Origin of the sequence: Sphingobium sp. WTD-1 (assembly GCF_030128825.1) — a bacterium.
Classification (GTDB): Bacteria; Pseudomonadota; Alphaproteobacteria; order Sphingomonadales; family Sphingomonadaceae; genus Sphingobium.
Map to the genome: position 1 here is coordinate 3,297,715 of NZ_CP119127.1, position 25,948 is coordinate 3,323,662.

Consider the following 25,948-nt stretch of genomic DNA (forward strand, 5'->3'; position numbering starts at 1 on the left):
CAGACGGGAACATCCCGCCAGGCCGCAGAAAAGCGCGGTTTTTCGCCCTTTATCGCGATGCCGATGTTTGCCCCGCATCGCCCAGCGCTTGAACAGGGCGGTGATCGCAGCTAGATTGATGCCTCAATTCACAAGAAAAGAGACCGTGCCGTGGATTTCAACCTGACCGCAATGCCGATCCGCACCGCTGCCAGGGAAATTCATGTTCATGCCCGCCATAATTTGTTCCAATCTCGGCTGGACCACGCCTGACGGCCAGTCCGTCCTTTCCGGCCTAGACCTTCGTTTCCAGAGCGAACGCACCGCCCTTGTCGGCCGAAACGGCGTCGGCAAGACGACAGTGCTGCGCCTGATCGCCGGTGACCTTGCTCCCACGACCGGCAGTGTCACCATAGAGGGCCGGATCGCCCGCCTGCGCCAGGCCGTGCAGTTCGGCGCGGATGAGCGGATCGCCGATCTGTGGGGCGCCGCCGATGCCATCGCCCTGCTGCGCCTTGCCGAAAGCGGCGACGCCACGGCCGAACAACTGGCCGATGCCGACTGGACGCTGGAAAGCCGGATCGACGCCGCCCTGGAGCGGGTCGGGCTCGATGCCGGTCCGGATACCCGGCTTTGCACTTTGTCGGGCGGCCAGCGTACCCGCGCGGCGCTTGCCGGCGCGATCCTGGAAGCCCCCGATTTCCTGCTGCTGGACGAACCAACCAACAATCTCGACCGGACCGGGCGCGCGGCCGTCGCCGAACTGGTCGATGGCTGGCGCGCCGGGCTGATCCTCGTCAGCCATGATCGCGAACTGCTGGAGCGGGTCGACGCGATCGTCGAACTCACCGGCCTCGGCGCGCAACGCTATGGCGGCAACTGGTCGCATTATCGCGAGCGCAAGGTGATCGAACTCTCCGCCGCCGCCCATGACCTCGACATCGCCGAGCGGCAGGTGAAGCAGGCCGCGCGCAAGGCCCAGGTCGCGACCGAGCGCCAGCAGCGCCGCGACGCAGCCGGCGCCCGCAAGGGCGCGCGCGGCGACATGCCCCGCATCCTGATAGGCGCACGCAAGAACCAGGCGGAAGCCTCCTCCGCCGCCGGTCGCCATGTCGCGGAACGGATGCGCGCCGAGGCGGAGGACCAGGCGCAGGCCGCACGCGGCCGGGTCGAGATATTGGAGCCGATCCGCATCACCCTGCCCTCGACCGGCTTGGCGCCGGATCGGATCGTCCTGCGCCTCACCGATGTCAGCGTCGGCCATGATCCCGCCACGCCCTTGCTGGCGCATGTCGACCTACTGGTCGAAGGGCCGGAACGGATCGCGATCACCGGACCCAATGGATCGGGCAAGACCAGCCTGCTCGCGACCATGGCCGGCATATTGCCGACGCTCGCCGGGCGGATCGATCGGCCAGTACGCCACGCCGTGCTCGACCAGACCGCCGCACTGCTCGATGCCGCGCTGTCGATCGCGGACAATCTCGCGCGCCTGCATCCCGAACTGGACGAGAATGGCCGTCGCGCCCTTCTCGCTCATTTCCGCTTCCGAGGCGACGCCGCGCTACAACGCGCCGGGAGCCTCAGCGGCGGGCAGATGCTGCGCGCGGGTCTGGCCTGCGTGCTGGGCAGCGCGCCACCGCCGCTGCTGATCCTCGACGAGCCGACCAACCATCTCGACCTCGAAGCGATCGAGGCGGTGGAGGCGGGACTGCGCGGCTATGACGGCGCCCTGCTGGTCGTCAGCCATGACGAGCGTTTTCTCGACGCGATCGGCATCAGCCGACGAATTGCGCTGGGTTAGGCAGCCCGTAGCGCATCCGCCAGTGGCTCTACCTGATCGCCCAGGATCAGGTGCAGCCAGCCATCGGCCGATGCCGGCAGCACCCAGGCCTTGACCCCAGCGCCCTGCAACGCGGTCGAATCCACGGCAGCAGGCCGATCGACGCGCACCAGCAGGCGCGTGCCACGCGGCTCGACCGCGCGGACGCCGGCGCCCTTGAGCAGCGCGACCAGATCGGACGTGCCCGCGACCGGCGCCGGATCATGCCCGGCCAGCGCGCTGCGGATCTCCGCTGCGACCTGATCGGCGATCGGCCCCAGCACGACCTGGAAACCGCCATCGCGCAGGCGGACGATGCCGCGTGCGCCCAATGCCCGCAGCCGCGCCTCGTCCGCGATTGCGCTGTCGCCCAGCACCAACCGCAGCCGGGTAGTGCAGGCATCGACCGAGCGGACATTGGCCTTCCCGCCCAGCGCCGCGACCATCGCCGGCCCGCGCGCACCGGCCACGCTTGGCACCTCGGCCGCAGCGGCGGATTCATCCTCGCGCCCCGGCGTCTTCAGGTTGAAGCGACGGATGCACCAGCTGAAGGTGGCATAATAGACAGCGAAATAGACAAGCCCGACCGGGATCAGCATCAGCGGCTTGGTCGCAAGGCCATAATTCATCAGATAGTCGAACAGGCCGGCGGAAAAGCCGAAGCCCAGCTTCACGCCCAGCGCGTCCATGACGACCATCGACAGGCCGGTCAGCACCGCATGGACGACATAGAGGATCGGGGCCAGAAAGATGAAGCTGAACTCGATCGGCTCGGTCACGCCGGTGAGGAAGGAGGTGAGCGCGAGGCTGAGCAGCAGGCCGCCGACCCGCTTGCGCCGATCGGGCAAGGCGGTGCGATACATCGCAAGGCAGGCGGCTGGCAGGCCGAACATCATCACCGGGAAGAAGCCCGACATAAAACCGCCGGCGGTCGGATCGCCCGCGAAGAAGCGCTTGATATCACCGGTCGCGCCATGGAAGTCACCGAGCAGGAACCAGGCGACATTGTTGATGATATGGTGCAGCCCGGTAATCAGCAGCAGCCGGTTAAGCAGGCCATAGACGAACAGGCCAAGCGGCCCGGCAGCCACCACCCATTGGCTGAGGCGATCGATCCCCGCTTCGATCCAGGGGAAGCCCAGGCCGAACATCAGCGCGCCGAACAGGCCGGCAAGCCCCGCGACGATCGGCACGAAGCGGCGCCCGGCAAAGAAAGCCAGATAATCGGGCAGCTTGATGTCGGAAAAGCGGTTGTAGAGCAGCCCGGCAACGATGCCTGAGAGGATGCCGGCGGGCACCGAGACCTTGGCGATTTCCTTGGCGCGCCAGGCGGCCTGCGCCGCCTCCGCCACGTCGGGCGGCAGGACCAGCAGCACCTTTGCCCCCTCGGTCGTCACCAGATAGGCGATCACGCCGGCGAGGCTCGCCGCGCCATGATTTTCGCGCGCCAGGCCCACGGCGACACCGGCGGCGAAGAGCAGGCCAAGATTGGAAAAGATCGCGTCGCCCGCCGCCGCGATGAAGGGAATGGCGAGCATGTCGGGCTGCCCAAGGCGCAGCAGCAGCGCGGCGATCGGCAGCACCGCGATCGGCAGCATCAGCGCGCGGCCAAGCGGCTGCAGCCGGGCCAGCAGGGTGGCGGGACGGAAGCTCATGCCAGGACTCCTTGGGCCATGTCGCGCACGGCAGCGGCGCTTTCGGCGGCGCAGGCGCGCTCCGCCAAGTCGATGCAGCGCCCCATGTCGAGCGTGCGCACCACTGCCTTCAGCCGGGCGATCGCGGCCGGGGTGGCGGACAATTCGGTAATGCCGAGGCCGATCAGGATCGGCGCAGCGAGCGGGTCGGAGGCGAGGCCGCCACAGACGCCGGCCCAGCGGCCATGGCGCTGCGCGCCGCGCCCGACTTCACGGATCAGGCGCAGCACGGCAGGGTGCAGCGCATCGATCCGGTGCGACACCGCCGCATTGCCGCGATCGACGGCCAGCGTATATTGGGTCAGGTCATTGGTGCCGATCGACAGGAAATCGGCCTCGGCCGCCAGCATGTCGGCCAGCATCGCCGCCGCCGGCGTCTCGATCATCACGCCCAGCGGCACCGGCACGTCGATGCCCAGCGCTGCCTTCTCCGCGTCCAGCATCTCCCTGACCGCGCGATAGTCGGACAGGTCCACGATCATCGGCAGCATGATGCGGCACTGGTCCGCCGGCACGGCGCGCAGGATCGCGCGCAACTGCATCTGCATCAGGTCCGGCCGGGCGAGGCTGAGGCGCACCCCGCGCAGGCCCAGCGCCGGATTTTCCTCAGCCGCCATCGGCAGATAGGGCACCGGCTTGTCGCCGCCGATGTCGAGCGTCCGCACGATCAGCGGTCGATCGCCCAATGTCGTTGCGATACCGGAATAAATCTCTCTTTGCTCGGCCTCGTCCGGCGCATCCTCCCGTTCCAGGAACAGGAATTCGGTGCGCAGCAGGCCGCAGCCCTCGGCCCCGGCCGCCACGGCGGCGGCGGCATCGGCCTGCGATCCCAGATTGGCGAAAATCTCGATCCGGGCGCCGTCGGCCATGCGGCAATCGGCATGGGCCTGTGCCCGGTCGCGGCTGCGCCGTTCGCTTGCGGCGGCGATCCGTTCGCTGACCTCCGACAATGTGTTCACGCCCGGATCGGCGTCCAGTCGCGCGCCGTCCGCGTCCAGGATGACCGTGCGCCCGTCGGCGATGGCCAGCACATCCCGGCCGGCGGCGACCAGCATCGGGATGCCGGCCGACGCCGCGAGGATCACGACATGGGAAGTGGGACCGCCGGCCGCCGTGCAGATTCCGGCCAGACGGTCCCTATCGAGCGCCAGGAACTGCGAGGGGAGCAGATCCTCGGCGATCAATATGCTTTGAGGGGGTAGCACCGGCACCGCGCTGGACTCTGTGCCGAGCAGCGCGGCGATCAACTGCCGCTCGATGTCGATCAGGTCGGCGACACGCTCCATCAGCAGCGGATCGCCGGTCGCGCGGATTGCCTCGGCCGCCTGCGCGGTCGCGTGGCGCCAGGCAAAGGCCGCGCTGCGCCCGGCATCGATCTGGTGCCCGGCCGCCTCGGCCAGTTCCGGGTCGGCCAGCAGCGCGCGATGCGCCGCCGCAATTTCGGCCGCCATACCATGGCCGGCCGACAATTCGGCATCGACCGCCGCCATCGCGCGGGCGAGCGCGGCATGTTCGGCCGCCCCGCCCTGCCCGTCGCGCGGCACATCGACATCGGCGACACGCAGCTGCACCACCTGGCCGATCGCCAGGCCGGGCGCGGCCGTCACCGGCCCATGCTGCGGCACGACCGGCGCCGGCGCGGGATGATCGGCCTTCGCCTCCTCGCCCAGCCCGGCCTCGATCAGCGCCACCAGCGCCTCGACCGCCGCGCGGGCATCGCTGCCCGCGCCCCGGACGATAATCTCATCGCCGCAGCGCACGCCCAGACCAAGCAGTGCGACGGTGCTGCGCGCATTGACACTCTTGCCGTCCCGCACGATCGACACCGGCGCGACGAAGGTCCGCAGCAACGCCGCGACCCGCGCCGCCGGGCGGGCGTGAATGCCATGGGGCGCATCGACGTGCACGACCCGTTCATGGCTGTCACCTTCGCTGTCACCCTTGGCCGCCACCGGCGCCAGCGCCGTGATCCGCGCGACGCCATCCTGCCAGCCGACCAGCCGGTCGAGCGGCTCCAGCGACAGGGCATAGCCCTCGCCCGCCAGCACCACCGGCGTGATCAGCGCCTTGGCCCCTTCGGCCACGGCATCGAGATCGAAGCCGATCAGCAGGTCTCCGGCCGCCACGGAATCGCCCGGCTTCACCTGCGGTGTAAAGCCCTTGCCGCCCAGCGTCACCGTCTCCAGCCCGACATGGATCAGCAGTTCGGCACCATTGGCGAGGCGCAGCGAGACCGAATGGCCGGTCGGCGCCACCGTCAGCACGGTCGCGTCGGCGGGTGCGCGGACTTCGCCTTCGATCGGGTCGATGGCAAAGCCCTCACCCATCATCCCCTCGGCAAAAACCGGATCGGGCACGCTTTCGATCGGCGCCAGCCAGCCCGCCAAGGGCGCGCGCAGCGTCACGCTGGCCATCATCCCGCTCATGGGATCAGTTCCACCTGCTTGATCGCCCATAGGGGCTCAACATCCTTCGCCGTATAGGTGATGCACAATGTTTCCTTGCCGCTGCGCGGCGCGATCGGCGCGACCAGGCGGGTCACTTCCGGATTGCCGACCGCGGGCGCCAGCGGCAGCACGGCGATGCGCTCGCCCTCGCAACTGCCGGCCCGCACTTCCACCTCGCCCGCCGGAGTCGCCGGGGCGCGGAAATGGATGGCCGCGCGATCCTTGCCGATCTGGAAATTGAAGGGCAGCTGGCCGACCTCGATCGCAATCCTGGACGCGCCGCCAACCGGGGCGTCGGCATAGAGCCAGCAGGGCTGCAGGATATCTGTCAGGAAATGCGCCCGCTCGCCCTGCGCCGGGGCATCATCCTCCAATGACAGCACGACCTTGTTGGCGCAGCTTGCCAGTTGCTCATCGGTGCGGCGGCGCAGGAAGGACGCGTCGAGGCCGATGTCGATCGCGCCCGGCATCATCCCGCCGCGCCAGGCAGTACCGGCCCGCAGACTGGTGCCGACGGGCAGGCTGAGACCGTCCTTGTAGACCGGCGCGCGCGGCGTCACCGCGCTGCCGTCCAGCGTATAATGGATCGGGAAGCCAGACTGGCTTTCCAACGTCACCCGCGTCGTCTTGTCGCCCGGCACATAATCCGTCTTCGCCATGACCGTCAGCGCGCTGATCGCGGGCTTGAGCCCCAGCGTCCCCATCCGCGCCATCTGCGGCACCAGCCGGTCCATGAAGCCGGCAAAATCATGGCTCGCGACCGGCGACCAGCCGATTTCGGCCACGGCGCAGCCGCGCGGGAATTGCTGCCATTGGGCGCGCTCCTCGGTGCGGACATGCTCGGTGAAGAGATTGCCCTGCAGCCCCAATATATGCTGCTGCTCTGCGGCGCTCAGCCCTTCTGGCTCGGGATTGAAATCATAGACGCTGCGCAGGTCGGACAGATGGCCACGCCCCGGCGGTTCCAGCGGCCCGAAGCCCTGGCGATTGTCGAAATAGAGGATCGGCGCCGGGCTCAATATCGCGTCATGGCCCGACTTGGCGGCGGTCACCGCCCCCTCGATCCCGCGCCAGGAGGTGATGGTGGCATGGGGCGAGGCGCCGCCTTCCAATATCTCGTCCCAGCCGATCGGCTTGCGGCCATGTTTCGTCAGGAAATCGTCGATGCGGTGCATGAACCAGCCCTGCATCGCATCCTCGCTGCTGATGCCCAGCGCCTTCATCTTCGCCTGCATCGCTGGCGAGGATTTCCACTGGTCCTTCACCGCCTCGTCGCCGCCGATATGGATATAGGGCGACGGGAACAGCGCCATCACATCGGTCAGCACGTCCTCCAGAAAGGCGAAGGTCGCATCATCGGCATTGTAGAGCCAAGGGAAGACGCCCCAGTCGGACTCCGTACCCGGCGGGATCGCCACACCCATGCCAAGCTTAGGATAGGCGCGGATCACCGCCAGCGCATGGCCCGGCATCTCGATCTCCGGTACGATGATGATCCCGCGCGCGGCGGCATATGCGACGATCTCGCGGATTTCGGCCTGGGTGTAGAAGCCGCCGACCTTGGGCAGCGGCGGCGCGCCGGGCGCCCCGGCGGGCACACGCCAGGCGGAAATTTCCGTGAGGCGCGGATATTTGGGGATTTCGATGCGCCAGCCCTGATCATCGACCAGATGCCAGTGCAGCCGGTTGAGCTTGTTCACCGCCATCCAGTCGATCAGCTGGCGGACATAGGCCGGCGACTGGAAATGGCGGGCGCTGTCGAGCATCAGCCCGCGCCACTGAAAGCGCGGCGCGTCGGCAATCTGCATCGCCGCGACCGACACCGGGCCGGCGGCCTGATCCTGCGTCATCGCCTGCCACAGCGTCACCGCGCCATAGAGCAGCCCCGCATCGTCGCCCGCAGCGATCTCAGCGCCCTTGCCGGTCACGTCGAGGGTGTAGGATTCCGCCGCGCCGGTCTTTGCCCGGCGAAAGGATATGGCATTGTTGGCGTCACCACCCGTCTCGATCCGGGGACGAAAGCCCCGGCTGCGCGCGACCAGATCGGCGAGCCGCTCGGCTGCGTTGCGGGCGGCGGCATCGCCGGCCGGAATATGGATCGGCGTGGTCGAACTGATAAGGAAAATGCCCTGCCCCTCGCGCATCTGCGCAGGTACCGGCAACAGGCGGGGCAGTTCGGCGATGGCCGGGGCGGTGGCGATGCCTGACAGCATCAGCGACGCAAGCAGCGTCAGGCGGCGGGCACGGATCACGAAACAGGCTCCCGAAATAGCGTACCCCTGCCGCGCCGCGCGGACGCGACAAGGGACGTGCGGCGGGCGGACGCTGTTGCGTTCCGTCCCGCCGTCTTCAAGTCATGCGCCTTCTGACAGGCGAGGCAATCAATAGTTGAAGTTCACCGTCGCCAGGAACTTGCGGCCCGAGCGATAGACGCCGCGCGGCAGTGCCGTGGTGTTGGCATAGGCATAATATTCCGCGTCGGTCAGGTTCATGCCCGACAGGGTAATGCCGATCTGCGGCGTGACATTATAGGTCGCCGACACGTCCAGATTGTCGGAGTCCCGCACGAACATATTGTCGCCACGGTCGATGCCGGTGAAATATTTCGACCGCCAGGTATAGGTGGCGCGCAGCGCGACCGGGCCGCTTTCGAAGAAGGGGCTGACACTGGCCTGATGCTTGGAATTATAGGGCAGCGCCTGGCCGCCTTCACCCGAACCGTCGGAATAGGTGTAGTTGGCCAATATGCCGAAGCCATAGGGCAGGTTCTGCTGATAGGCGACGGCAAAGCCCTTCACCTCGGCCGAACCGGCATTGTAGGGACGGCTGATCTGATAGGTCGTCACCCGGCCCTGCGACTGGTTGAAATAGCTCTCGGGCGCCGTCTTCTGCAGGATATAGTTGCTGATATCCTTGTAGAAGACTTCCGCCGACAGGATCGATCCCTGCTTGAAATACCATTCGACCGAGGCGTTGAGATTGCCCGACGTATAGGGCTTCAAGTTCGGGTTGCCGCCACCGCCGGTCAGCACCGTGTCCGACAGCCAGAAATAATTGGTCATGTCCGCATAGTTGGGACGCGACATCACCTTGGCGGCCGAGAAGCGCAGGATCAGATCCTGCTGCGCGGTCCACGCAATATTGGCGCTGGGCAGCCAATTGTCATAACTGCGCTTGGTCGTCTGCCAGGTCCAGTCGGCCTGGCTGTTGCAGGGCGCGCCCGGATTGCAGACATAACCGGCGCTGTCGGTCTTGGTGTTCACATAGCGCACGCCGAAATTGCCGCGCAGCGTGCCGGTGTCGAAATTGGCCTGGGCATAGACCGCGTTGATATCTTCCTGGATGTTCCAGTTGCCGGCGGTAAATTCGGCCGCCGCGAAGATCGACGGTGTCGGCAGCGTCTTGCCTTCCAGATAGTCGACCATCGATGGCCCGCTGATGATGAAGCGGTCGGTCATCTGGTCGTTCACGCCGCTGAAGCCGCGCAGATAATTGCCCGCCACCGTCTTGGGATCGAACTGCGCCGCCGCGACGCCCAGGCCATTGAGCGCGATGCCCGCATATTGCTGGCCGGTCTCGTGATGGCGATATTTATAGCCGATCTGGATGCGCTTCAACGCACCGTCGAAATCGAAGCCGAGATCGGCCTGGCCGTAACGCTCCTTGTCGCTGGTCGGCTTGGTGACGGTGTTGCCGCTCCAGCCCGGATCGGTCACGAAGGCATTGGGGTTGCCCTGAACGTCGGTGGTATAGATGAGCGAACCCGGCGACTTGGGCGCGCCGCCAATATTCACGGTATAATCCGCCCAGTTCAGGAATTCGAGGAAGACCTGACGCTTGGTGCCGCCGTCCGCGTCGGACAGGCCGCCTTCGACCGTCAGATCCCAGGTGCCACCGTCCCAGCGCGCCTTGCCGCGATAGGTGTCGGACTTCATCTCCGCCTCGCGATACTGGACGTCCAGCACCGACAGCGCATTCTTGAAGGTCGCGCTGGTGACAATGCCGTTATTGACCTCCAGACCGGTCAGCGCGCCCAGGCTGTTCCAGGTATTGCCCTGGAAGGCATACATGGACTGGTTGAGGTTGTTGTAGGTCGCGTCGATCTTGAGCCAGCTCGCTTCCAGCGTCAGCTCATCGACCGGCTTCCACTGGGCGGTGGCCGAATAGGTCAGGCGCTCGCGGCCCTGTTCGAAATAGGATGTGCCAAAGGCATTGGGGCTGATCGCATCCAGATTGTTGCTGAGCGTGGTGGCGCATTCACCGACGCAGCCATTGTCGCGCGAGTCCACCGGATTGTCGGCATTGCCGCCGGCCCACTGATCGGCCTTCATCGTGCCATAGGTTTCGACGCCGTCGCGGCGCAGCCGGTCCTTGGCGCGCTGGAACGAGGCGAGGATGCCGAACGTGCCTTCCTCATTATGCCAGCTGACCAGCGCCGCCCCCTGGATATCGCCCTTCTTCGAGCGATCATTATAGAGATAGCCAAGCTGGCCCGCCATGGTGAAGGGCTTCAGCTCCAGCGGCTTGCGGGTCACGACATTGACGGTGCCGCCGATCGAGCCTTCGTCGATGCGCGGTTCGGGCGACTTGTAGACGTCGACCCGGCCGACCAGCTGCGGCGCAAGCAGCGCATAGTTGAAGGTGCGGCCCGGCGAGTCGAGGATGAACCAGTCGGCCGACGCCACGGTCTGGCCGTCCAGCAGGGTGCGGTTAAGCGCCGGATCGGTGCCCAGGATCGACACTTTTTCGCCCTGGCCGAACTGGCGGTCGACGGTGACGCCGGGCACCAGCGTCAGCGCTTCGGCGACATTGGTATTGGGGAATTTGCCGACATCTTCGGCGGAAATGCTGTCGACGATCGCGTCGGCGTTCCGCTTGACGTCGATCGCCTTGGCGAGCGAGGCACGATAGCCGGTGACGACGATATCGCTGGCATTTGCATCGGCGTCCGGCGCGGAAGCATCGCTTCCCTGCGCATGCGCGGCACCGGAAAACAGCGCGATGGCGCTGGCGGTACCGACCAGAAAAGTCCGAATCCCCATATCTCACCCCTTATTTATATTTGATGCATGGCACCAATTGGGCGGACCAACTGCATACCAATAAGCAGACCATCCGCCGAAGTCATATCGCCGTCAAGAGGGATATTTTCAAAATTGTGACGGCGTTTGAAATTTTTCACTGGCATATGGTATTTAATTGGTCTTAGTGTGCAAACAACACAGATGCTGGTGGAGACGAGATGCCGCTGCTTGCCGAACAGATTGGACCGCTCGACGCGCTGGGCGGTGGCCCGCTCTATCGCCGGCTCGAAGACGCCCTGCGCGAAGCGCTGCGCACCCAGCGACTGAAACCCAATGAAGCGCTGCCGCCCGAACGCGACCTGGCATCGGAACTCTCGGTGTCCCGCATCACCCTGCGCAAGGCGCTGGATTCCCTGGTCGAGGAAGGGCTGCTGGTGCGCAAGCAGGGCGCCGGCACCTTCGTCGCCAACCGGGTCGAGAAGCAGTTCGCCAAGCTCTCCTCCTTTTCCGAGGACATGGCAGCACGCGGCCGCACCGTGCGCAGCGAGTGGCTGGGCCGCAGCGTCGGCGCGGTCACGCCCGACGACGCGCTGACGCTGGGCCTCAGCCCCGGTGCCGCCGTCTACCGCTTCAACCGCATCCGCTATGCCGACGATGTCGCGATGGCACTCGAATATTCGACCATTCCCGGCTTCGGCCTCGACGGTGTCGATGTCGTCGGCGCCTCGCTCTATGCCGCCCTGGAAGCCGCCGGCAACCGTCCAGTCCGCGCCCTCCAGCGCCTGCGCGCCGTGCTGTTCAACGCCGAACAGGCCAAGCTGCTGGGGATCGAGGCAGGGGCGCCCGGCCTCTATATCGAACGGCGCGGCTTTCTGGACGATGGCCGCGTCATCGAAGCGACGCAAAGCTGGTACAGGGGCGATGCCTATGACTTTGTTGCCGAACTCGACATGCGCGCCTGACCGAAAAGATGCCTGACACGATGCTCAACCCGCAAGATACCCTGATGTTCGCCGAGGCCGCAGAGGCTGGCGCCGTCATCGCCCGCCAGTTCGCCGCCAACGCCGAAACGGTCAAGGCGCTGGCCGCCAGCCTGCGTACAAATCCGCCGCGCGGCATCGTCACCTGTGCCCGCGGCAGTTCCGATCATGCGGCGACCTTCGCCAAATATCTGTTCGAAACCCGCCTGGGCCTGCTGACCACGTCGGCCGCGCCCTCGATCGCCTCAGTCTATGGCACGGCTCCTGCCCTCGCCGACATGCTGGCCATCGCCATCTCGCAGTCGGGCAAGAGCCCCGACATCCTGGCCACGGTCGATGCCGCCAAAAGCGCAGGCGCAAGGACCGTCGCCATGGTCAATGTCGCCGACTCGCCGCTCGCCGGCCAGGTCGATACGCTGCTGTCGCTCCACGCCGGCCCGGAACGCAGTGTCGCTGCTACCAAATCCTATATCGCCTCAATCGCCAGCCTGCTGAGCCTTGCCGCCCATTGGAGCGAAGATGCGGAATTGCTGGCGGCGCTGGAGACTGCCCCTGCCCTGCTCGCCCAAGCCTGGGCCTGCGACTGGGCGCCGCTCGTCGAACAACTCGCAACCGCGCGTGGCCTCTACGTCATCGGCCGCGGCATCGGCTTCGGCATCGCGCAGGAAGCCGCGCTCAAGTTCAAGGAAACCAGTGGCCTCCACGCCGAAGCATTCAGCGCGGCCGAGGTCAAGCATGGCCCGATGGCGCTGGTCGGCCCCGATTTCCCGCTGCTGGTGTTTCGCCAGGCGGACGAGACCGCCGAAAGCGTCGATGAACTGGTGCGCGAGGTTGTCGCGCGCGGCGGCCAGGTGCTGATCGCCGGCGAGCCGGTCGATGGCGCCATTCATCTGCCGGTGCCCGCCGCCCATCCGGCGATCGAGCCGATGCTGCAGGTCCAGGCCTTCTACCGCGCGGTCAATGCGCTGTCGGTCCGGCGCGGCTTCAACCCGGACCAGCCCCCGCACCTTGCCAAGGTGACGGAGACCCTCTGATGCGTCACGCTCTGGTCAATGGGTCGATCCTGATCGACGGCCACTTCCATGCCGGCAAGGCGCTGCTGATCGAGGGCGATCGCGTTGCCGCTATCCTGCCCGACGCCGATATCCCGGCCGATGTCGCACGGCGCGACCTGGGCGGCGACCGGCTGGTGCCCGGCTTCATCGATACGCAGGTCAATGGCGGCGGCGGCGTGCTGTTCAATGATGCCCCGACGGTCGAAGGCATCGCCGCGATCGGCGCCGCCCATCGTCGTTTCGGCACCACCGGCTTCCTGCCGACGCTGATCAGCGACGATCTGGCCGTCATCCGCCAGGCGGTCGCCGCCGTCGACGCCGCGATCGAGGCCGGCGTGCCGGGCGTGCTCGGCATCCATATCGAAGGCCCCTATCTCAATATCGAGCGCAAGGGCATTCATGACGGCGACAAGATTCGCCCGCTCGATGCCGAGGGGCTGGAAGTGCTGTCTTCGCTCAAGCGCGGCCGCACCCTGGTCACGCTGGCGCCCGAGCGGACCTCGCCCGACATGGTGCGCCAGCTTGTGGAGCGCGGCGTGATCGTCGCGGCGGGCCACAGCAATGGCCGCTATGAGGATATGATCGGCGCGGTCGAGGCCGGCCTGTCCGGCGTCACCCATCTCTACAACGCCATGTCGCCGCTGGGATCGCGCAAGCCCGGCATCGTTGGCGCCGCGCTGGAGCAGGATAGCGTGACCTGCGGCATCATCGTCGATGGCCATCATGTCAGCGCCACCGCGCTCAAGATCGCCCTGCGCTGCAAGCCATGCGACAAGCTGATGCTGGTCACCGACGCCATGCCTTCGGTCGGCTCCGACGCGGACGAGTTCATGCTCCAGGGGCGCCATATCCTGGTCCGCGACGGCGCCTGCACCGATGATGCCGGCACGCTCGCCGGCTCCAATCTCGACATGATCACCGCCGTCCACAACAGCGTCGCCATGCTGGACGTCCCGATCGAGCGCGCCATCGCCATGGCGTCCGCCGCGCCGGCCGCCTTCCTGGGCCTCACCGCCGAAACCGGCCGCATCGCGCCGGGCCTGCGTGCCGACCTGCTGCAACTGGATGCCCAGGGCGCCGTCGTGCGTAGCTGGATCGGCGGCACTTACTGAAGCAGATTTCCCAGGACAGCATAAGAAGGATCGTCCCGGTCCCGCCGCCCCATGCCACCTGCGCTGAGCGGCTGGACCGGACGTATCTCGTCAAACTCGCGTAGCGCGATGCGATGATCCATCGCCCAGCGCCCGTCCCGCCAGGACCAGCGATCGACATAGCGGGTCCAGACCGACATCTGCATCTGCCCATCAGGTCGCTGCATCCGCAATGTCGCGATGCAATAGGTCTCGCTGCCGGCCCGGTCGCCATCGAGCGCGATCACCATGTTCGTCATCTGATGGCAATGGGCCAGCAGTCCGCTATGATCGGCGCAGATACGGTCGATCAAGCCACGCCCGCTCCCCTGATAATAATCGCCATAATCGGCCGTGCCATCGGCATGCCACAGTGCATGTCCGAGCGGCCCATCGAGCCGATCGACGGCACGGGCATAGAGATGCAGCGCATCGGCAATGGCCCGCCGATCCGCCGCCAGATCACGCGATGCGCTCATGCGCCAGCGCCCTGCAGGTCGCGCATGGCCTGCGCGATCGCCAGGATGCGGTCACGCCGGGCCGCAGCCGATTGCGGCGCATAGCCCTGCTCCTCATCCGCCAGCCCCCAATGATGGACCGGCCCATGCGGCAACCGCTCCAGCCCGACCCGCGCGACATCATCGGGCAGGGCCAGATCGGCCGGCAGCGCCGCACCGCGACTGGCCAGGAACCGCCGCAGTTCGGGCGTATCGGTGCGCCCCAGGATCAGGTTCAGCACATCCACGCCATGGGGCTGCAATTCGGCCCACAGTGCCTCGCCCAGGCACAGGTCGAACGCCTTGCTGCCGGCATAGACGCCAAGGCCCGGCGCGCCGCCATAGCAGGCCCCGGATCCGACCAGGATGATGCCGCCCCTCCTCCGTGCCCGCATCGCCCGGCCCAGATGGTGACACAGGCGCATCAGGGTCATGACATTGCGGCCCACCAATGCCGTCCAGCTGTCAATATCGCTGTCAAGGAAATGGGTGCCATGCGGATCGGCGCCGGCATTGGCGATGAACAGCCCGATCTTGCGGTCTCCGCACAGTGCGGCGATCCGATCGGCGGCATCGGCATCCGCCAGGTCCACGCTCGCCCACAGGCATTCCGTATCGTAGCGGGCAGATAATTCCGCCGCCAGGCCAGCCAGTGGGGCTTCGCGCCGCGCGAGCAATATCAGCTTATATCCCTGCGCCGCCAGTCGCTCGGCAAAGGCGCGCCCCGTCCCCTCCGATGCGCCCGCGATCAGCGCCCAGGGGCCATAAGGCAGTAGCAACCCGGTCATCGGCTTTCCTTCCCATCAAGGACGCCAATCCAACAAACCGATCCCTTCGGCACAAGGGCGCGCGCGCTGCATCGCCGGGGCGTTGCGATGGTCCGCCCGGTTTCGCAGGCCTCATCCTCCGTCTATGATATAGTCCGTCTCACGGCCGCCGGGCTTCGGGACATGTCCTGTTGTCTTGAGAGGATGCCGATGAAAACTGTCCTGATCGCCGCCAGCCTGTTGTTCACTGCCGCCACGCCGCACATCGCCATGGCGCAGGCCCCTGCCGCAGCGCCCGCCCCGGCCTATAGCGTCGAGACCACCGACATCGGCACATTGCTCGACAATCCCGCGACCAAGGCAGTCCTCGACAAGAATCTGCCCGGTTTCACCGCCAATCCGCAGATCGACATGGCGCGTTCGATGACGCTGAAGGGCGTGCAGCAATATGCGGCCGACACGCTGACCGACGCCGCGCTGGCCAAAGTGCAGGCCGATCTCAACAAGATCCCGGTGAAGAAATAAGGGTAAGGCCGGCGCGCATAGTCGCGCCGTCTGACCGGCTAGGCGGCGTGTCCGTCGGCATCCTTGCCGGTGGCATGGCGCATCAGCGCCTCCACCATGGCCAGCGCCTCGTCATGGCCCAGTGTCACGCCCAGGCTCTGTTCCATCACGATCGAGCGGGCTATGCCTGCCGTCAGCACCGAAAGCCCCACTGGCGACAGCCCCGCGCCATCGGCCGCGCCGATCGCACGCGTCTGGATATCGCGCAATTCCTCGACAAAGGCGGCGATTTCCTGGCGGATCGCCTTGCGATGGTTGGACAGCGCCATGAACTCCAGCACGATCGCGCTGCCGTCCGGATCGGAATTGAGCCGCCATAGCGCGCGCAGCGGATCGGGGGTGTCCAGCCGGTTCGCCAGCTCTTCCTTGAACCGGGCCGACAGACTGCGGAACAACTCCAGCAGCAGGTCATCGGTCGTCGCAAAATGATAATGGACCAGCGCCGGAGTCACGCCAACGATCTTCGCCACGCGCCGGGTCGTGACGGCGGCATAGCCCTCCTCGACCATGAGCCTCTCGGTCGCGGCCAAAAGGGCGCCGCGCGCCGAAGCCCGTTCCTTCCTGCCGGCGCTGGTGATGCCTTTTCCCATCGCCCCTGCGGCCTATTCGTCCAGCATGTCCATCACGTCGCGCGCGGCATTGCGGTCGGCTTCATCCTCGAACGCGACATCCAGATCGGGCGCCGCACCCAGCATGTAGAGCAATGTCCACAGGGCGAAGCGCCGGGGACGGTCCGTCTCCAGCCCGAAAGCCACCTGCATCCGCTCGATCCCGGCCGCCATGCCCTCGGGCGGCACGCTGGCAAGGTCGTCGGTGCCGAAATAATGGCGAAACTGATCGTCCAGGTCCATCGCCGCGCTATCCCACAGCGCGGCGCGCTTGACCAGATGGATCAGGCCGGTCGCTTGGGCAGTTCGATCTCCGCCTTGGCCGTGGCCAGCACCGCTCCAGACTGATTGGTCATGCGGCAATCGACCTGCACCATGTGCCGGCTGTCCTCGTCCACGAATTTGTCGAGGATGGTGCCGGTGGTGATGGTGATGTCGCCGGTCAGCGCCGGGCTGCGATAATTGCAGGCGGAATGGCGTATCATCCCCCACTCCCCCGCCCAACCGGCGAAATAATCGGTGATCCACGCCCCCATGGAGGCGCCATAGCCATAGCCGCGCGGCATGCCGATGAAGCGGGCCCAGCGCGGGAAGAGATGGCCGCGCGACGGCCCGACATAGGCGCCATCGGTAAATTCCGGGTTGATCGCCTCCATCACCGGGTCATTCTCATGCCCCGCCATTTCCTTGACGAAGCCCAGCGCCTCCATGTCGAGGTCGGTGCGCCGGTGCGTGCCGCCCCATTGGGTGAAGATATAGGATCGCCATTCGGTCGCGAAGGACACGATCGAATGCGGGCCGACCACCCGTTCGGGCAGCGCCGCGCCGACCGTCGCATCATCCCACCAACGCCGGTCATGGCCCAGATCATGGAGCATCTGGACCCACTGCATCTTGCGCGCTTCCAGTTCCTCCAGCTGGTCGTCGGTCCAGACCGGATCGTCAAAACCCTCGGTCGGGACATTGTCCTTGCCCGCTTCCTGGCTGTAGCGGATCGAGGTGGAACGCTGCTTGGCGATCAGGTCACCCTGCTGGTTATAATAGAAATTGTCGCCGCGCTGGAAACAGGTTGGCCCCGCAAATTTCGTGTCCTTGACCGTATAGTCGAACGGAATGCGTTCATTGAGGATACGGTCGCCCGCCACCATGCGCGGGCCATAGAACCACCATTCGTCGCCGCCAAACAGCATGTGCGAATTGGGCACCCGGCCAATGCAGGACGGCGCGGAGCCATGGGCGCAGTCCATCGTCACGGCAAAGCTCTGCGGCGCGACCATGCCGCCCCAGCGGCTCTGCGCGGCATAGCCCGCATCATAATGGAGCCGGTTGGGATAATGCATCGCCTGCACCCAGCGGCGGATATCGCCATTGTTGATCGGCTCGACCATCCGCGCGGGCTGGATCGGCTTGCCCAGATAATTGTCGATATCCGAACAATCGAGTGTCGGCGTGGTCATGGATCATCTCTCCGCAAGGGGCCTGTTTGGCAGCAAGGCTAGCGCCGCCCCGGCACGGCGCCTTGACCAAAATGGACAGCAGGCCGGCCATTGCCGCGCCTCGCAAAATTGCCCAGAAGCGAAGGCGGAGAAGGACGGAAAGGACGATATGGCTACCGCTCGCAGACTTGGCGCCGAAGGATCGCAGAACCGCGCCCGCTTCATCGACGCGGCCGAAGCGATCCTGGCGCACGTCGGCGAACATGGCATTTCCGCGCGGCAGGTGGCGCAGCAGGCGGGCCTGAAGACCCAGCTTCTCTATTATTATTTCCGCACCATGGACGATCTGCTCCGCGCCGTGGTGCAGCGGATCAACGAGCGGCGCATGACCCGCTTCGCCGAGGCCCTTGCCGCGCCCAGCCCGCTGCGCGCCATGTGGGAGATGATGCGCGATCCCTCGACCGCTGCCCTTGCCGCAGAACTCAGCGCCATCGCCCATCATCGCGAGGCGGTGCGGGCCGAGATCGTCACCGCCGCCCAGGCGTTCCGCGCGCATCAGGCGCAGGCCGTCGCGGCGCTGCTCCCCGCCGATCAGGCCGCCAATGCCAGCGGCCTGATGATGATCGCCGCCTCGCTCGCCCGCATGCTGGTCAGCGAAACGGCGCTTGGCCTGACCGAAGGCCATGACCAGGCCTTGGCCATGATCGAAGCTATGATGGACCAACTCGAAGCCAAATGATCGCCCCGGCGCTATTGCCGATCCTGCCATCGCACCACCCCGCCTACCCCTGCTAATGACCTGTTCAGCATCGCGGTCCGGCACAGGCCAGCGGGGCAAGGAGAGGTCATGGTAGCACTGGAAAACAAGGTCGCGCTGGTCACCGGCGCATCCTCGGGCATTGGCGAGGCGGCGGCGCTCGCGCTCGCGCTTGAGGGTGTCAACATCGCTGTCAACGGACGGCGCCGCGATCGGCTCGATGCGCTGGTCGCCCGGATCGAGGCAGCAGGCGGCACTGCGCTCGCCTTGCCCGGCGACGTCTCTGTCGAGGCGGATGCGGCCGCCGCCGTCGCCGATACGGTGGCGCGGTTCGGCCGGCTCGACATCCTCGTCAACTCCGCCGGCGTCAACGAGGCGGGCGGGATCGAAAGCCTGACCAGCACCCAGTGGCAGCGGGTGATCGACATCAACCTGATGGGTACCATCCATGCCTGCCGCGCCGCCTTCCCGGTGATGAAGGCGCAGGGCAGCGGCGACATCGTCAACATCTCCTCGACCGCCGGGCGTCGCTCGGGCTGGCGCTTCGCCGCCTATTCGACCAGCAAGTTCGGCCTGACCGGCTTCACCGAAAGCCTGCGACAGGAAGGCGGCCAGGCCGGTATCCGCGTCTCGATCATCGAACCAGGCGCCACCGCGACCGAGATCGCCAGTTCCATTTCCGACCCGCAATGGCGCGACATGATCCAGCAGCACACCCACAAGGACGGGGCAATGGCGCCGGACGACATCGTCGCCGGCATCCTGCTCGCGGTCAGCCTGCCGCGCCGCGCCAATGTGAGCAGAATCCTGATCCAGCCGACCATCGACACGGAGCCGATGCCATGAGGCTGGCGGGCAAGAGCGCGGTCATCACCGGCGCGGGATCGGGCATGGGCAAGGCGATGGCCGAACGCTTCGCGCAGGAAGACGCGCGGGTGCTCTGCGCCGACATCAGCGGTGCGCAGGATGAAGTCGCTGCCGCCATCGGCAACGGCGCCATCGGCCTGCATGTCGACGTGGCCGAGGAAGCGGACATCCAGGCGATGATCGCCGCCGCCTGCGAAGCCTTTGGCCGGGTCGACATACTCGTCAACAACGCCGGCTTTGGCGGCGGCATCATGCCGCTGCACGAACAGAGCAGCGAGAATTGGGACCGGGTCCATGCCGTCAATTTGAAGGGCGTGTTCCTGGGCATGAAATATGGCGTGATTGCCATGCTGGAAAGCGGCGGCGGCGCGATCGTCAATATCGGCTCGGCCACCGGCATGGTCGGATGGAAGGGGCATGGCGTCTATGCCGCCGCCAAGGGCGGAGTCAGCCAGATGACCAAATGCGCCGCGCTCGATTATGCCGCGCACCACATCCGCGTGAACGCAGTGCTGCCCGGATCGATCTGGACCGGGCTGGTGCCAATGGCCAAGGATCATCCCGAACCGCCGCCCGGCATCTTCCGCGTGCCCGGCATCCCGATGGACCGGTGGGGTCTGGCCAGCGAAATCGCCAATGCTGCCCTGTTCCTCGCCAGTGACGAGGCATCCTACATTACCGGCACCTTGCTGCCGGTCGATGGCGGTTATTGCGTCGGTTTTTCCGGCATGGCCGCCGAACAGGGTTGAGATCGAAGGAGCAGGATCATGAACGTCATTCACAAGAGCCGCATCACCTTCCGCCCGGTCAAGCCGCTGATCGGCGCGATGGTGGAGGCCGATCGGGAGGCGCTGTTCGATCCCGAGGTGGTCGCCCAGTGCCGCGACATGCTGGAGGAGCGGACCGTGCTGGTCATGCCGCAGGTCCATTTCACCAATGAGGAGCAGTTGGCCTTCACCGACCTGCTTGGCGGGCGGCTCAACCTCACCAGCGAGGCGACGACCAACAAGGACGAGGACGTCTATCAGGTGACGCTCGATCGCAAGATCAATCGCGCGCCCGAATATGTGCTGGGTACCTTCTTCTGGCACATGGATGGCATGCCGATGGAAATGCCGCCGCCACTCGCCACCCTGCTGTCAGCCCGGCGCCTGGCGCCCAGGGGCGGCCAGACCGAATTCGCCAACACCTTCGCCGCCTATGAACAGATGCCCGAAGCACAGCGCGCCGAGATCGAGGATCTGCGCATCATCCACAGCGTAGCCGCCAGCCTGCGCTCGATCGCCGACGCCATCCCCGAAGCGGAAAAGGGCAAGCTCGCGATCGGCGTCGAGAAGGAACGGCCGCTGGTCCAGACCCACAAGAATGGCCGCAAGAGCCTGATCGTCGGGTCGACCGCCGACCGGATCGTCGGCATGGAACTGGCCTATGGCCGCGCTTATATCGCCCGGCTCAACGAATGGGCGACCCAGCCCGATTTCGTCTATCAACACCAGTGGCAGGCGGGCGATTTCGTTATCTGGAGCAACACCGGCGCGCTGCACCGGGTGGTGCCCTATGCCCGCGATTCCGGGCGCATGATGCACCGGACCTCGATTGCGGGCTGAAGGTTCAGGCGGGCGCGTGCAACCGCGCCCGCAACCGCGTCGGCGACGCGCCGAACCAGTGGTTGCAACTGCGCGTCATCACCGATTGTTCTGAAAAACCGAGCTTCTCCGACACATGGGCAAAATCCATGTCGGTCTGCTCCAGATAGTAGCGCAATATGTCGCGCCGCACCTCATCCTTGATCTTCTGGAAGCTCGTTCCCTCCGTCGCCAACCGGCGGTGCAGCGTGCGCGGATGCAGCCCCAGTTCGGCCGCGACCCGGTCATTCGAGCAATGGGCGGTCCACAGCCATTGCATGACGATGCCGCGCACCTGCGCATGCAGCGGCGGGTGGCGATGGGGAAATTCGCGTTCGATATGGGCGGTGACCGCGGCGAAGACCGCAGCGTCCCGGTCGATCACCGGGCTTGCCATGTCGCGCTCGGAAAAGCTGATCCCGTCCTCATTCTGGCCGAAATGCACCGGGCATCCGAAATAGCGGCGATAGATGCGCGCCGGCGAGATTGGCTGATGGCGGAAATGCACCCGCCGCGCCCGTGCCCGCCCGCCGGTCAGTTCCATCGCGAAGAGATGGCCGACCAGCAAAATATGCTCCATCGCCTGCGCCCGGTTGGGCACGCCGTCGAGCAGGATGTCATGCCCGACGAAGACATGGCGGACCGAGGGAAAGCGGCGGAGCCAGACCGACGCCGCCAGGCTGTGCGCATAATTATGGCTGCACACATAATCGATCGCCGCACCGAAGGTCGGCGCGTTGCGCATCGCGTCGCCCAGCGGCCCGAACAGGTCTGCCCCGCGCTGCCGCATGGCAAGGCGCATGCCGAAGTCCGGACAGGCGAGCCGATGCGCAGCATCCTCGATCAGCGCGATGGTCTGGCGATAGCTGGGCGACGCATCGCCGCTGTCCGGAGCCTCCCCGCCCAGTTCCGCCACCAGTTCCGGCAGGAACCGCAGCATATGCGCATTGGTCGCCTCGAACGCGTCGCGCCGCTCATCCATCGCCGGATCTCCCATTCGGACAGGCTGGCACCGCTTGTCCGAATGGGTCAAGCGGCGGCCACCCCATTTCGGCGGGGCGATGCGGTCAGAGCCAGTTGAGCTTGCGGAACCGCCGATAGAGGATCGAACAGATCAGCATGATCACCGCCAACACGACGAAATAGCCGTAGCGGGTCTTGAGCTCAGGCATATGCTCGAAATTCATGCCGTAGATGCCGGCGATCGCGGTCGGCACCGCGAGGATCGCGGCCCAGGCGGCAAGCTGGCGGGTGATCGTGCCGGTGCGCTGCTGTTCCAGCAGATTGCTGAACTCGAAGACGGAATTGAGCACCTCGCGCAGATCGTCGACCATCGTCTGCACCCGCCGCACATGATCGCGCACGTCGCTGAAATAAGGCCGGGTTTCCGGATCGATACAGGGCAGGTCGATCTTGACGAACTTGGTCGCGACCTCCTGCATCGGCCCCAATATGCGCTGGAAGCGGATCAACTGGCGCCGCAGGTTGAAGATGCGGGTGATCTCGTCGCGGCCGAGGAAATTGTCGACCGTATGCTGCTCCATCGTCAGCACCTCTTCCTCGATCCCCTCGACGATTGGCAGATAGCCGTCGACGATGAAGTCTAGGATGGCGTGCAGCACATAGTCGACGCCATGGGCCAGCCGATCCGGCACCGCCTCCAGCGCGTGACGCAGCTCGATATGCCCACGCGCCGAACCATGGCGGACACTGATGATATGGCTGTGGCCGACGAAGATGGCGGTCTCGCCATAGGCAATCGCCTGCGCCTCGACATGGGCCGTCCGTGCCACGACGAACAGTTGCTCGCCATAGATGTCGACCTTGGGCAGCTGGTCCGCCTTGATCGCATCTTCCACCGCCAGCGGGTGGAGATTGTAATTTTGCTGCAGCGTCCGCATTTCCTCGGCCGTCGGGCTGGCAACGCCGATCCAGACGAACTCCGACTTGTCTTCGGCGCAGTCGATGCGCTCCGTAATCGACACTTCGCGCACGCGCTGGCCGTTGCGATAGAGATAGGCGGCAATGACGGTCATTCGGGCCTCGAAATCATGCTATTCTGCCAGCTTAGCGCGGTCAGCCTTGATCGGGAATGGCGATCAGACGGCAGGCGATGGCGCCTGCACCACCAGCATCGCCCCTTCTGCGTCGCGCAGGCGGACATAGAGCTTCCCGTCGGCGGGCACCGGGACGGTCAGGCTCGATCCGGTAAAGCCCTGCACAACGGGGACGGACTGGTGAAAGACGGGATTGCTGGCAACAGCATCGATCAGAAACAGGTCTCGGCCCCTAATGGTGCAGCCTTGGTCCTTCTGATCCTTCGACGCGCAATCGATCGCCTCGATCCGGGGCAGACGCGCGAGCGGTATCAGCGGTTGCCAATCTCCCTGTTCGCGCGCCCGCACTATGCGGAATTGCAGCGGCCCGAAGGCGGGGCCAAGCGCCGTCGGATCGAGTGTCGCCACCATCACCTGCGGGCCTTGCAATTGCAGGCCGGAACCGGCCGCCAGCCTGACGCTGGCCCCGCCATCCTGCGTCGCGACCTCGATCGCATCGGCCATGGCCAATTTGGTGCCATCCTGCGCCTGCACCGAAAAGACGAGACGACCGTTATTGGGCAGCACATCCGATCCGCCCAGCGTCATCGGCAAACTCGTGGCCACAGCCGGCGTGATGCTCTTGCTGAGCAGGGTCACGCGCGGACGCGCGGGGACGATGGCGACCGGCACCGATACGGTGCGGCCATCCTCCAATTGCACGCGGGCGCTGCCGCCCTTGGCTGGTAAAGTCCCATCGCCCGCGGCCGTCAGACGCAGCCGATCGATCGAACCGTCGCGGGTCAGGCCATCGGGTTTCCAGCTACGCCCGTCAAGGTCGACGCTCGCCACCTGATCGAGCCGCTGGCCCGTCAGTTCACCCCAGGCATCGCCCTGATGCACGGTCAGCCCGTCGATCTTGCTTGCCTGGGCATAGGCGCGCAGCGCCACGGAGAAAGGCTTGGCCACGCCCTGATATTTGACATCGATGGTGATAGGTCCAGCGCGCCGATCGGCAAGCGGCAGCGTCAGGTCCAGCGCATCGCGGCCCTGCACCTTCCAGCCGATCGCCTGGGGCGCTGCATTGCCCTGACGCAGAGTGACACTTTCGAGGCAAGCCGGCGCACCACCCGTCAGCGTCAGCCCATTGTCGCGACCGACCACCAGGGTCGGCGCCTCCCCCTTCACCTGCCAGGCCGCATCATCGGGCCGCTGCAGGACGTAATCAGGGCCTTCAAATCGGTCGAACCCCCATTGACCATAGACATGGGCCTCGATCGATCCCTTGAAGTCGGCCGGCCAGGGTCCATCGGTGCGGATCACATAGCCGCCCCGGTCGGCCCGCGCTTCCAACGGATATTCGATCGTCTGGCCCGACGCCGCCTTCAACTGCACCGTCATGCCGCGCGCATAGCTGGTCGAATAGATGAGCGGCGCGCCCTCGACGGGCAGCACCGTGCCAGGCAATGCCGCGCAGATCGGACCCTGTGCTCCGCTGCGCAGGCGCGGGGGGCTGTCCGCCTCGATCGAGGGCATGCCGACCACCATGACCGACTTTGGCTTGGCAAAGGACGGCGCCTTGTTCAGCATCAGCCCGATATTGTCGTCGCGGCGCAGGCTAACGGTCGGCAGATATTCGAAGCTGGGGCTGCTGAAGGCCCCGAACATCCGGGCCAGATCGCGCACCACGCCGATATAGGGGCTGTAATAGCCATAGCCCGCCTCCCGCGTGGCGGCGAGTTGCAGCGCCAGATCGGTCGGTGTGCCGATCAATGTCTCGGCAATGGAGCTGCTATGAACATCGGCCAGGACCAGTTGGTCCTTATTCTCCAGCAGGCAGGCCGCCTGAAGCTCGATCACCTTGGACAGGCAATCCTCGTTCAGCTTCATCGACAGGCTTCGGGCCAGCGCCGGTGCGACGCTACGCAGAAATTCGGGATGGGTATTTTCCTGCGTCCGGATCGCCGTCATGAAGGCGTCGAGCCGCGAGCGATCGAGCGACGCCTGGTTGAGTTCCTGCGTCGCGCGCACGAACTCGCCCGGCTTGCCACGCACCGCGTCACTGACCGTCCCCTCGCCACCACCGGTATCGGGCACCAGGAACAGCACCATCTGTCGCGCGCCGTCCGGCACGGTCAGGGCAAGGCGGCGGTCCTTGTCCTTCTTCTTCCAGGTTTCGGCGCTGTCGATCCAGTCCTTGGGCGGCGGATTGGTCGCGCCGCGCAGAAAGGCCGACATCAGCACGAAATTGGCGCCCTGTTCCTTGGGCAGGTTCGGCTCGATCAGCAATTTGTCGCCGGCCCGCAGGCTGGGCACCTGGCTGATCGGCAAGCTGGTCGTGCCTCGGGTCACGCTGACCCTGATGTCCGGCCCGGCCAGCTCGAACGGCGCAGGCTCGGCTGCAAGGCCCGGCGTCAGCAATGCAGCCCCCAGCGCCGTTCCGATCATCAGGCCGATCGGCTTGCGCAGACGCGCGATCTGGATCGGGGCGGAAGGCTGGGGCATGTCTCTCTATCCGGCTATCTATGTTTTTCAGCGACCTGTGCGGCTGTCCCACAGGAATTCGGCAATTCCAAGGCGGTAGTAAATGCGCGCCATGCCACCCCCTCGATGAACCTGCGACAACGGGCTAAGAGGAACAAATCGCACGCAATCAGGCA

At 65.9% G+C, this 25,948-nt stretch carries 21 protein-coding genes; 9 read left to right on the top strand and 12 right to left on the bottom strand.

Annotation, left to right across the window (positions count from 1 at the left end):
* The first annotated feature begins 202 nt into the window (after nt 1-202).
* Nucleotides 203-1,783, top strand: coding sequence for an ABC-F family ATP-binding cassette domain-containing protein (locus N6H05_RS16375; RefSeq protein WP_284110592.1), 1,581 nt, complete (start codon nt 203-205; stop codon nt 1,781-1,783).
* Here N6H05_RS16375 and nagE read toward each other — a convergent pair.
* The 4 genes from nagE to N6H05_RS16395 form a co-directional block, all read right to left on the bottom strand.
* Nucleotides 1,780-3,456: an N-acetylglucosamine-specific PTS transporter subunit IIBC gene (nagE, locus tag N6H05_RS16380; RefSeq protein WP_284110594.1), complete on the bottom strand. Its 1,677-nt coding sequence runs from the start codon at nt 3,454-3,456 to the stop codon at nt 1,780-1,782. The two genes, N6H05_RS16375 and nagE, sit on opposite strands and share 4 nt — an antisense overlap.
* Nucleotides 3,453-5,921 (bottom strand): phosphoenolpyruvate--protein phosphotransferase, encoded by a 2,469-nt coding sequence (gene ptsP / locus N6H05_RS16385; RefSeq protein ID WP_284110596.1) that lies wholly within the window; start codon nt 5,919-5,921, stop codon nt 3,453-3,455. The genes nagE and ptsP overlap by 4 nt, the downstream gene beginning before the upstream one ends.
* A complete protein-coding gene (locus tag N6H05_RS16390; RefSeq protein WP_284110598.1) occupies nt 5,918-8,194 on the bottom strand; it encodes a beta-N-acetylhexosaminidase in 2,277 nt (758 codons plus the stop codon). Before N6H05_RS16390 ends, ptsP begins: the two co-directional genes overlap by 4 nt.
* 129 nt (nt 8,195-8,323) lie before the next feature.
* A complete protein-coding gene (locus tag N6H05_RS16395) occupies nt 8,324-10,984 on the bottom strand; it encodes a TonB-dependent receptor (RefSeq protein ID WP_284110600.1) in 2,661 nt (886 codons plus the stop codon).
* Nucleotides 10,985-11,184: 200 nt separating this feature from the next.
* Here N6H05_RS16395 and N6H05_RS16400 point away from each other — a divergent pair, with 200 nt between their 5' ends.
* From N6H05_RS16400 to nagA, 3 genes are read left to right on the top strand one after another with little or no spacing between them, the layout of a single operon-like run.
* On the top strand, nt 11,185-11,928 hold the full coding sequence (locus N6H05_RS16400) for a GntR family transcriptional regulator (protein WP_010339098.1): 744 nt from the start codon (nt 11,185-11,187) through the stop codon (nt 11,926-11,928).
* A gap of 8 nt (nt 11,929-11,936) precedes the next feature.
* Nucleotides 11,937-12,980 carry an SIS domain-containing protein gene (locus N6H05_RS16405; protein WP_284110603.1) on the top strand — a complete coding sequence of 348 codons (1,044 nt, stop codon included), beginning with the start codon at nt 11,937-11,939 and terminating at the stop codon, nt 12,978-12,980.
* On the top strand, nt 12,980-14,113 hold the full coding sequence (nagA, locus tag N6H05_RS16410) for an N-acetylglucosamine-6-phosphate deacetylase (RefSeq protein ID WP_284110605.1): 1,134 nt from the start codon (nt 12,980-12,982) through the stop codon (nt 14,111-14,113). Before N6H05_RS16405 ends, nagA begins: the two co-directional genes overlap by 1 nt.
* Here the strand turns inward: nagA and N6H05_RS16415 are convergent.
* Complete coding sequence (locus N6H05_RS16415; protein ID WP_284110606.1) at nt 14,107-14,610, bottom strand: nuclear transport factor 2 family protein; 504 nt, start codon at nt 14,608-14,610, stop codon at nt 14,107-14,109. The two genes, nagA and N6H05_RS16415, sit on opposite strands and share 7 nt — an antisense overlap.
* A complete protein-coding gene (locus N6H05_RS16420) occupies nt 14,607-15,416 on the bottom strand; it encodes an SDR family NAD(P)-dependent oxidoreductase (protein WP_284110608.1) in 810 nt (269 codons plus the stop codon). The genes N6H05_RS16415 and N6H05_RS16420 overlap by 4 nt, the downstream gene beginning before the upstream one ends.
* 189 nt (nt 15,417-15,605) lie before the next feature.
* On the opposite strand from N6H05_RS16420, the gene N6H05_RS16425 reads away from it, so the two are divergent.
* The gene (locus tag N6H05_RS16425) at nt 15,606-15,920 is read left to right on the top strand and encodes a hypothetical protein (RefSeq protein WP_284110610.1); all 315 of its coding nucleotides are present in this window, start codon (nt 15,606-15,608) and stop codon (nt 15,918-15,920) included.
* A 38-nt stretch (nt 15,921-15,958) separates the two neighbouring features.
* On the opposite strand, the gene N6H05_RS16430 is transcribed toward N6H05_RS16425, so the two are convergent.
* The 3 genes from N6H05_RS16430 to N6H05_RS16440 are packed head-to-tail and all read right to left on the bottom strand — an operon-like array spanning nt 15,959 to nt 18,024.
* Nucleotides 15,959-16,549 carry a TetR/AcrR family transcriptional regulator gene (locus N6H05_RS16430; protein WP_284110612.1) on the bottom strand — a complete coding sequence of 197 codons (591 nt, stop codon included), beginning with the start codon at nt 16,547-16,549 and terminating at the stop codon, nt 15,959-15,961.
* 12 nt (nt 16,550-16,561) lie between these two features.
* Entirely contained in the window at nt 16,562-16,810 is a 249-nt protein-coding gene (locus N6H05_RS16435) for a hypothetical protein (RefSeq protein ID WP_004212448.1), read from the bottom strand.
* Nucleotides 16,811-16,851: 41 nt separating this feature from the next.
* On the bottom strand, nt 16,852-18,024 hold the full coding sequence (locus N6H05_RS16440) for an FAS1-like dehydratase domain-containing protein (RefSeq protein ID WP_284110614.1): 1,173 nt from the start codon (nt 18,022-18,024) through the stop codon (nt 16,852-16,854).
* A gap of 148 nt (nt 18,025-18,172) precedes the next feature.
* Between N6H05_RS16440 and N6H05_RS16445 the strand changes: the two genes are divergently transcribed.
* The 4 genes from N6H05_RS16445 to N6H05_RS16460 all read left to right on the top strand — a co-directional run bounded on the left by N6H05_RS16445 (nt 18,173) and on the right by N6H05_RS16460 (nt 21,234).
* Nucleotides 18,173-18,742 carry a TetR/AcrR family transcriptional regulator gene (locus N6H05_RS16445; protein WP_284110616.1) on the top strand — a complete coding sequence of 190 codons (570 nt, stop codon included), beginning with the start codon at nt 18,173-18,175 and terminating at the stop codon, nt 18,740-18,742.
* 108 nt (nt 18,743-18,850) lie between these two features.
* On the top strand, nt 18,851-19,606 hold the full coding sequence (locus N6H05_RS16450) for an SDR family oxidoreductase (protein ID WP_284110617.1): 756 nt from the start codon (nt 18,851-18,853) through the stop codon (nt 19,604-19,606).
* Nucleotides 19,603-20,376: an SDR family NAD(P)-dependent oxidoreductase gene (locus N6H05_RS16455; RefSeq protein ID WP_284110618.1), complete on the top strand. Its 774-nt coding sequence runs from the start codon at nt 19,603-19,605 to the stop codon at nt 20,374-20,376. The genes N6H05_RS16450 and N6H05_RS16455 overlap by 4 nt, the downstream gene beginning before the upstream one ends.
* An 18-nt stretch (nt 20,377-20,394) precedes the next feature.
* Nucleotides 20,395-21,234: a TauD/TfdA dioxygenase family protein gene (locus tag N6H05_RS16460; RefSeq protein WP_284110620.1), complete on the top strand. Its 840-nt coding sequence runs from the start codon at nt 20,395-20,397 to the stop codon at nt 21,232-21,234.
* Between the two features lie 4 nt (nt 21,235-21,238).
* On the opposite strand, the gene N6H05_RS16465 is transcribed toward N6H05_RS16460, so the two are convergent.
* The 3 genes from N6H05_RS16465 to N6H05_RS16475 all read right to left on the bottom strand — a co-directional run bounded on the left by N6H05_RS16465 (nt 21,239) and on the right by N6H05_RS16475 (nt 25,793).
* Nucleotides 21,239-22,234, bottom strand: coding sequence for an AraC family transcriptional regulator (locus tag N6H05_RS16465; protein WP_284110622.1), 996 nt, complete (start codon nt 22,232-22,234; stop codon nt 21,239-21,241).
* An 85-nt stretch (nt 22,235-22,319) separates the two neighbouring features.
* Entirely contained in the window at nt 22,320-23,288 is a 969-nt protein-coding gene (locus N6H05_RS16470) for a magnesium and cobalt transport protein CorA (RefSeq protein WP_284110624.1), read from the bottom strand.
* Nucleotides 23,289-23,351: 63 nt separating this feature from the next.
* Nucleotides 23,352-25,793 carry a hypothetical protein gene (locus N6H05_RS16475; RefSeq protein ID WP_284110625.1) on the bottom strand — a complete coding sequence of 814 codons (2,442 nt, stop codon included), beginning with the start codon at nt 25,791-25,793 and terminating at the stop codon, nt 23,352-23,354.
* Nucleotides 25,794-25,948: the final 155 nt, after the last annotated feature.

Coding starts and splice junctions, on each gene's coding strand:
- N6H05_RS16430 (WP_284110612.1), bottom strand. CDS start 16,549: ATGGGAAAAGGCATCACCAGCGCCGGCAGGAAGGAACGGGCTTCGGCG.
- N6H05_RS16455 (WP_284110618.1), top strand. CDS start 19,603: ATGAGGCTGGCGGGCAAGAGCGCGGTCATCACCGGCGCGGGATCGGGC.
- N6H05_RS16400 (WP_010339098.1), top strand. CDS start 11,185: ATGCCGCTGCTTGCCGAACAGATTGGACCGCTCGACGCGCTGGGCGGT.
- N6H05_RS16445 (WP_284110616.1), top strand. CDS start 18,173: ATGGCTACCGCTCGCAGACTTGGCGCCGAAGGATCGCAGAACCGCGCC.
- ptsP (WP_284110596.1), bottom strand. CDS start 5,921: ATGAGCGGGATGATGGCCAGCGTGACGCTGCGCGCGCCCTTGGCGGGC.
- nagE (WP_284110594.1), bottom strand. CDS start 3,456: ATGAGCTTCCGTCCCGCCACCCTGCTGGCCCGGCTGCAGCCGCTTGGC.
- N6H05_RS16375 (WP_284110592.1), top strand. CDS start 203: ATGTTCATGCCCGCCATAATTTGTTCCAATCTCGGCTGGACCACGCCT.
- N6H05_RS16425 (WP_284110610.1), top strand. CDS start 15,606: ATGAAAACTGTCCTGATCGCCGCCAGCCTGTTGTTCACTGCCGCCACG.
- N6H05_RS16465 (WP_284110622.1), bottom strand. CDS start 22,234: ATGGATGAGCGGCGCGACGCGTTCGAGGCGACCAATGCGCATATGCTG.
- N6H05_RS16440 (WP_284110614.1), bottom strand. CDS start 18,024: ATGACCACGCCGACACTCGATTGTTCGGATATCGACAATTATCTGGGC.
- N6H05_RS16420 (WP_284110608.1), bottom strand. CDS start 15,416: ATGACCGGGTTGCTACTGCCTTATGGCCCCTGGGCGCTGATCGCGGGC.
- N6H05_RS16470 (WP_284110624.1), bottom strand. CDS start 23,288: ATGACCGTCATTGCCGCCTATCTCTATCGCAACGGCCAGCGCGTGCGC.
- N6H05_RS16460 (WP_284110620.1), top strand. CDS start 20,395: ATGAACGTCATTCACAAGAGCCGCATCACCTTCCGCCCGGTCAAGCCG.
- N6H05_RS16415 (WP_284110606.1), bottom strand. CDS start 14,610: ATGAGCGCATCGCGTGATCTGGCGGCGGATCGGCGGGCCATTGCCGAT.
- N6H05_RS16395 (WP_284110600.1), bottom strand. CDS start 10,984: ATGGGGATTCGGACTTTTCTGGTCGGTACCGCCAGCGCCATCGCGCTG.
- nagA (WP_284110605.1), top strand. CDS start 12,980: ATGCGTCACGCTCTGGTCAATGGGTCGATCCTGATCGACGGCCACTTC.
- N6H05_RS16405 (WP_284110603.1), top strand. CDS start 11,937: ATGCCTGACACGATGCTCAACCCGCAAGATACCCTGATGTTCGCCGAG.
- N6H05_RS16435 (WP_004212448.1), bottom strand. CDS start 16,810: ATGGACCTGGACGATCAGTTTCGCCATTATTTCGGCACCGACGACCTT.
- N6H05_RS16450 (WP_284110617.1), top strand. CDS start 18,851: ATGGTAGCACTGGAAAACAAGGTCGCGCTGGTCACCGGCGCATCCTCG.
- N6H05_RS16475 (WP_284110625.1), bottom strand. CDS start 25,793: ATGCCCCAGCCTTCCGCCCCGATCCAGATCGCGCGTCTGCGCAAGCCG.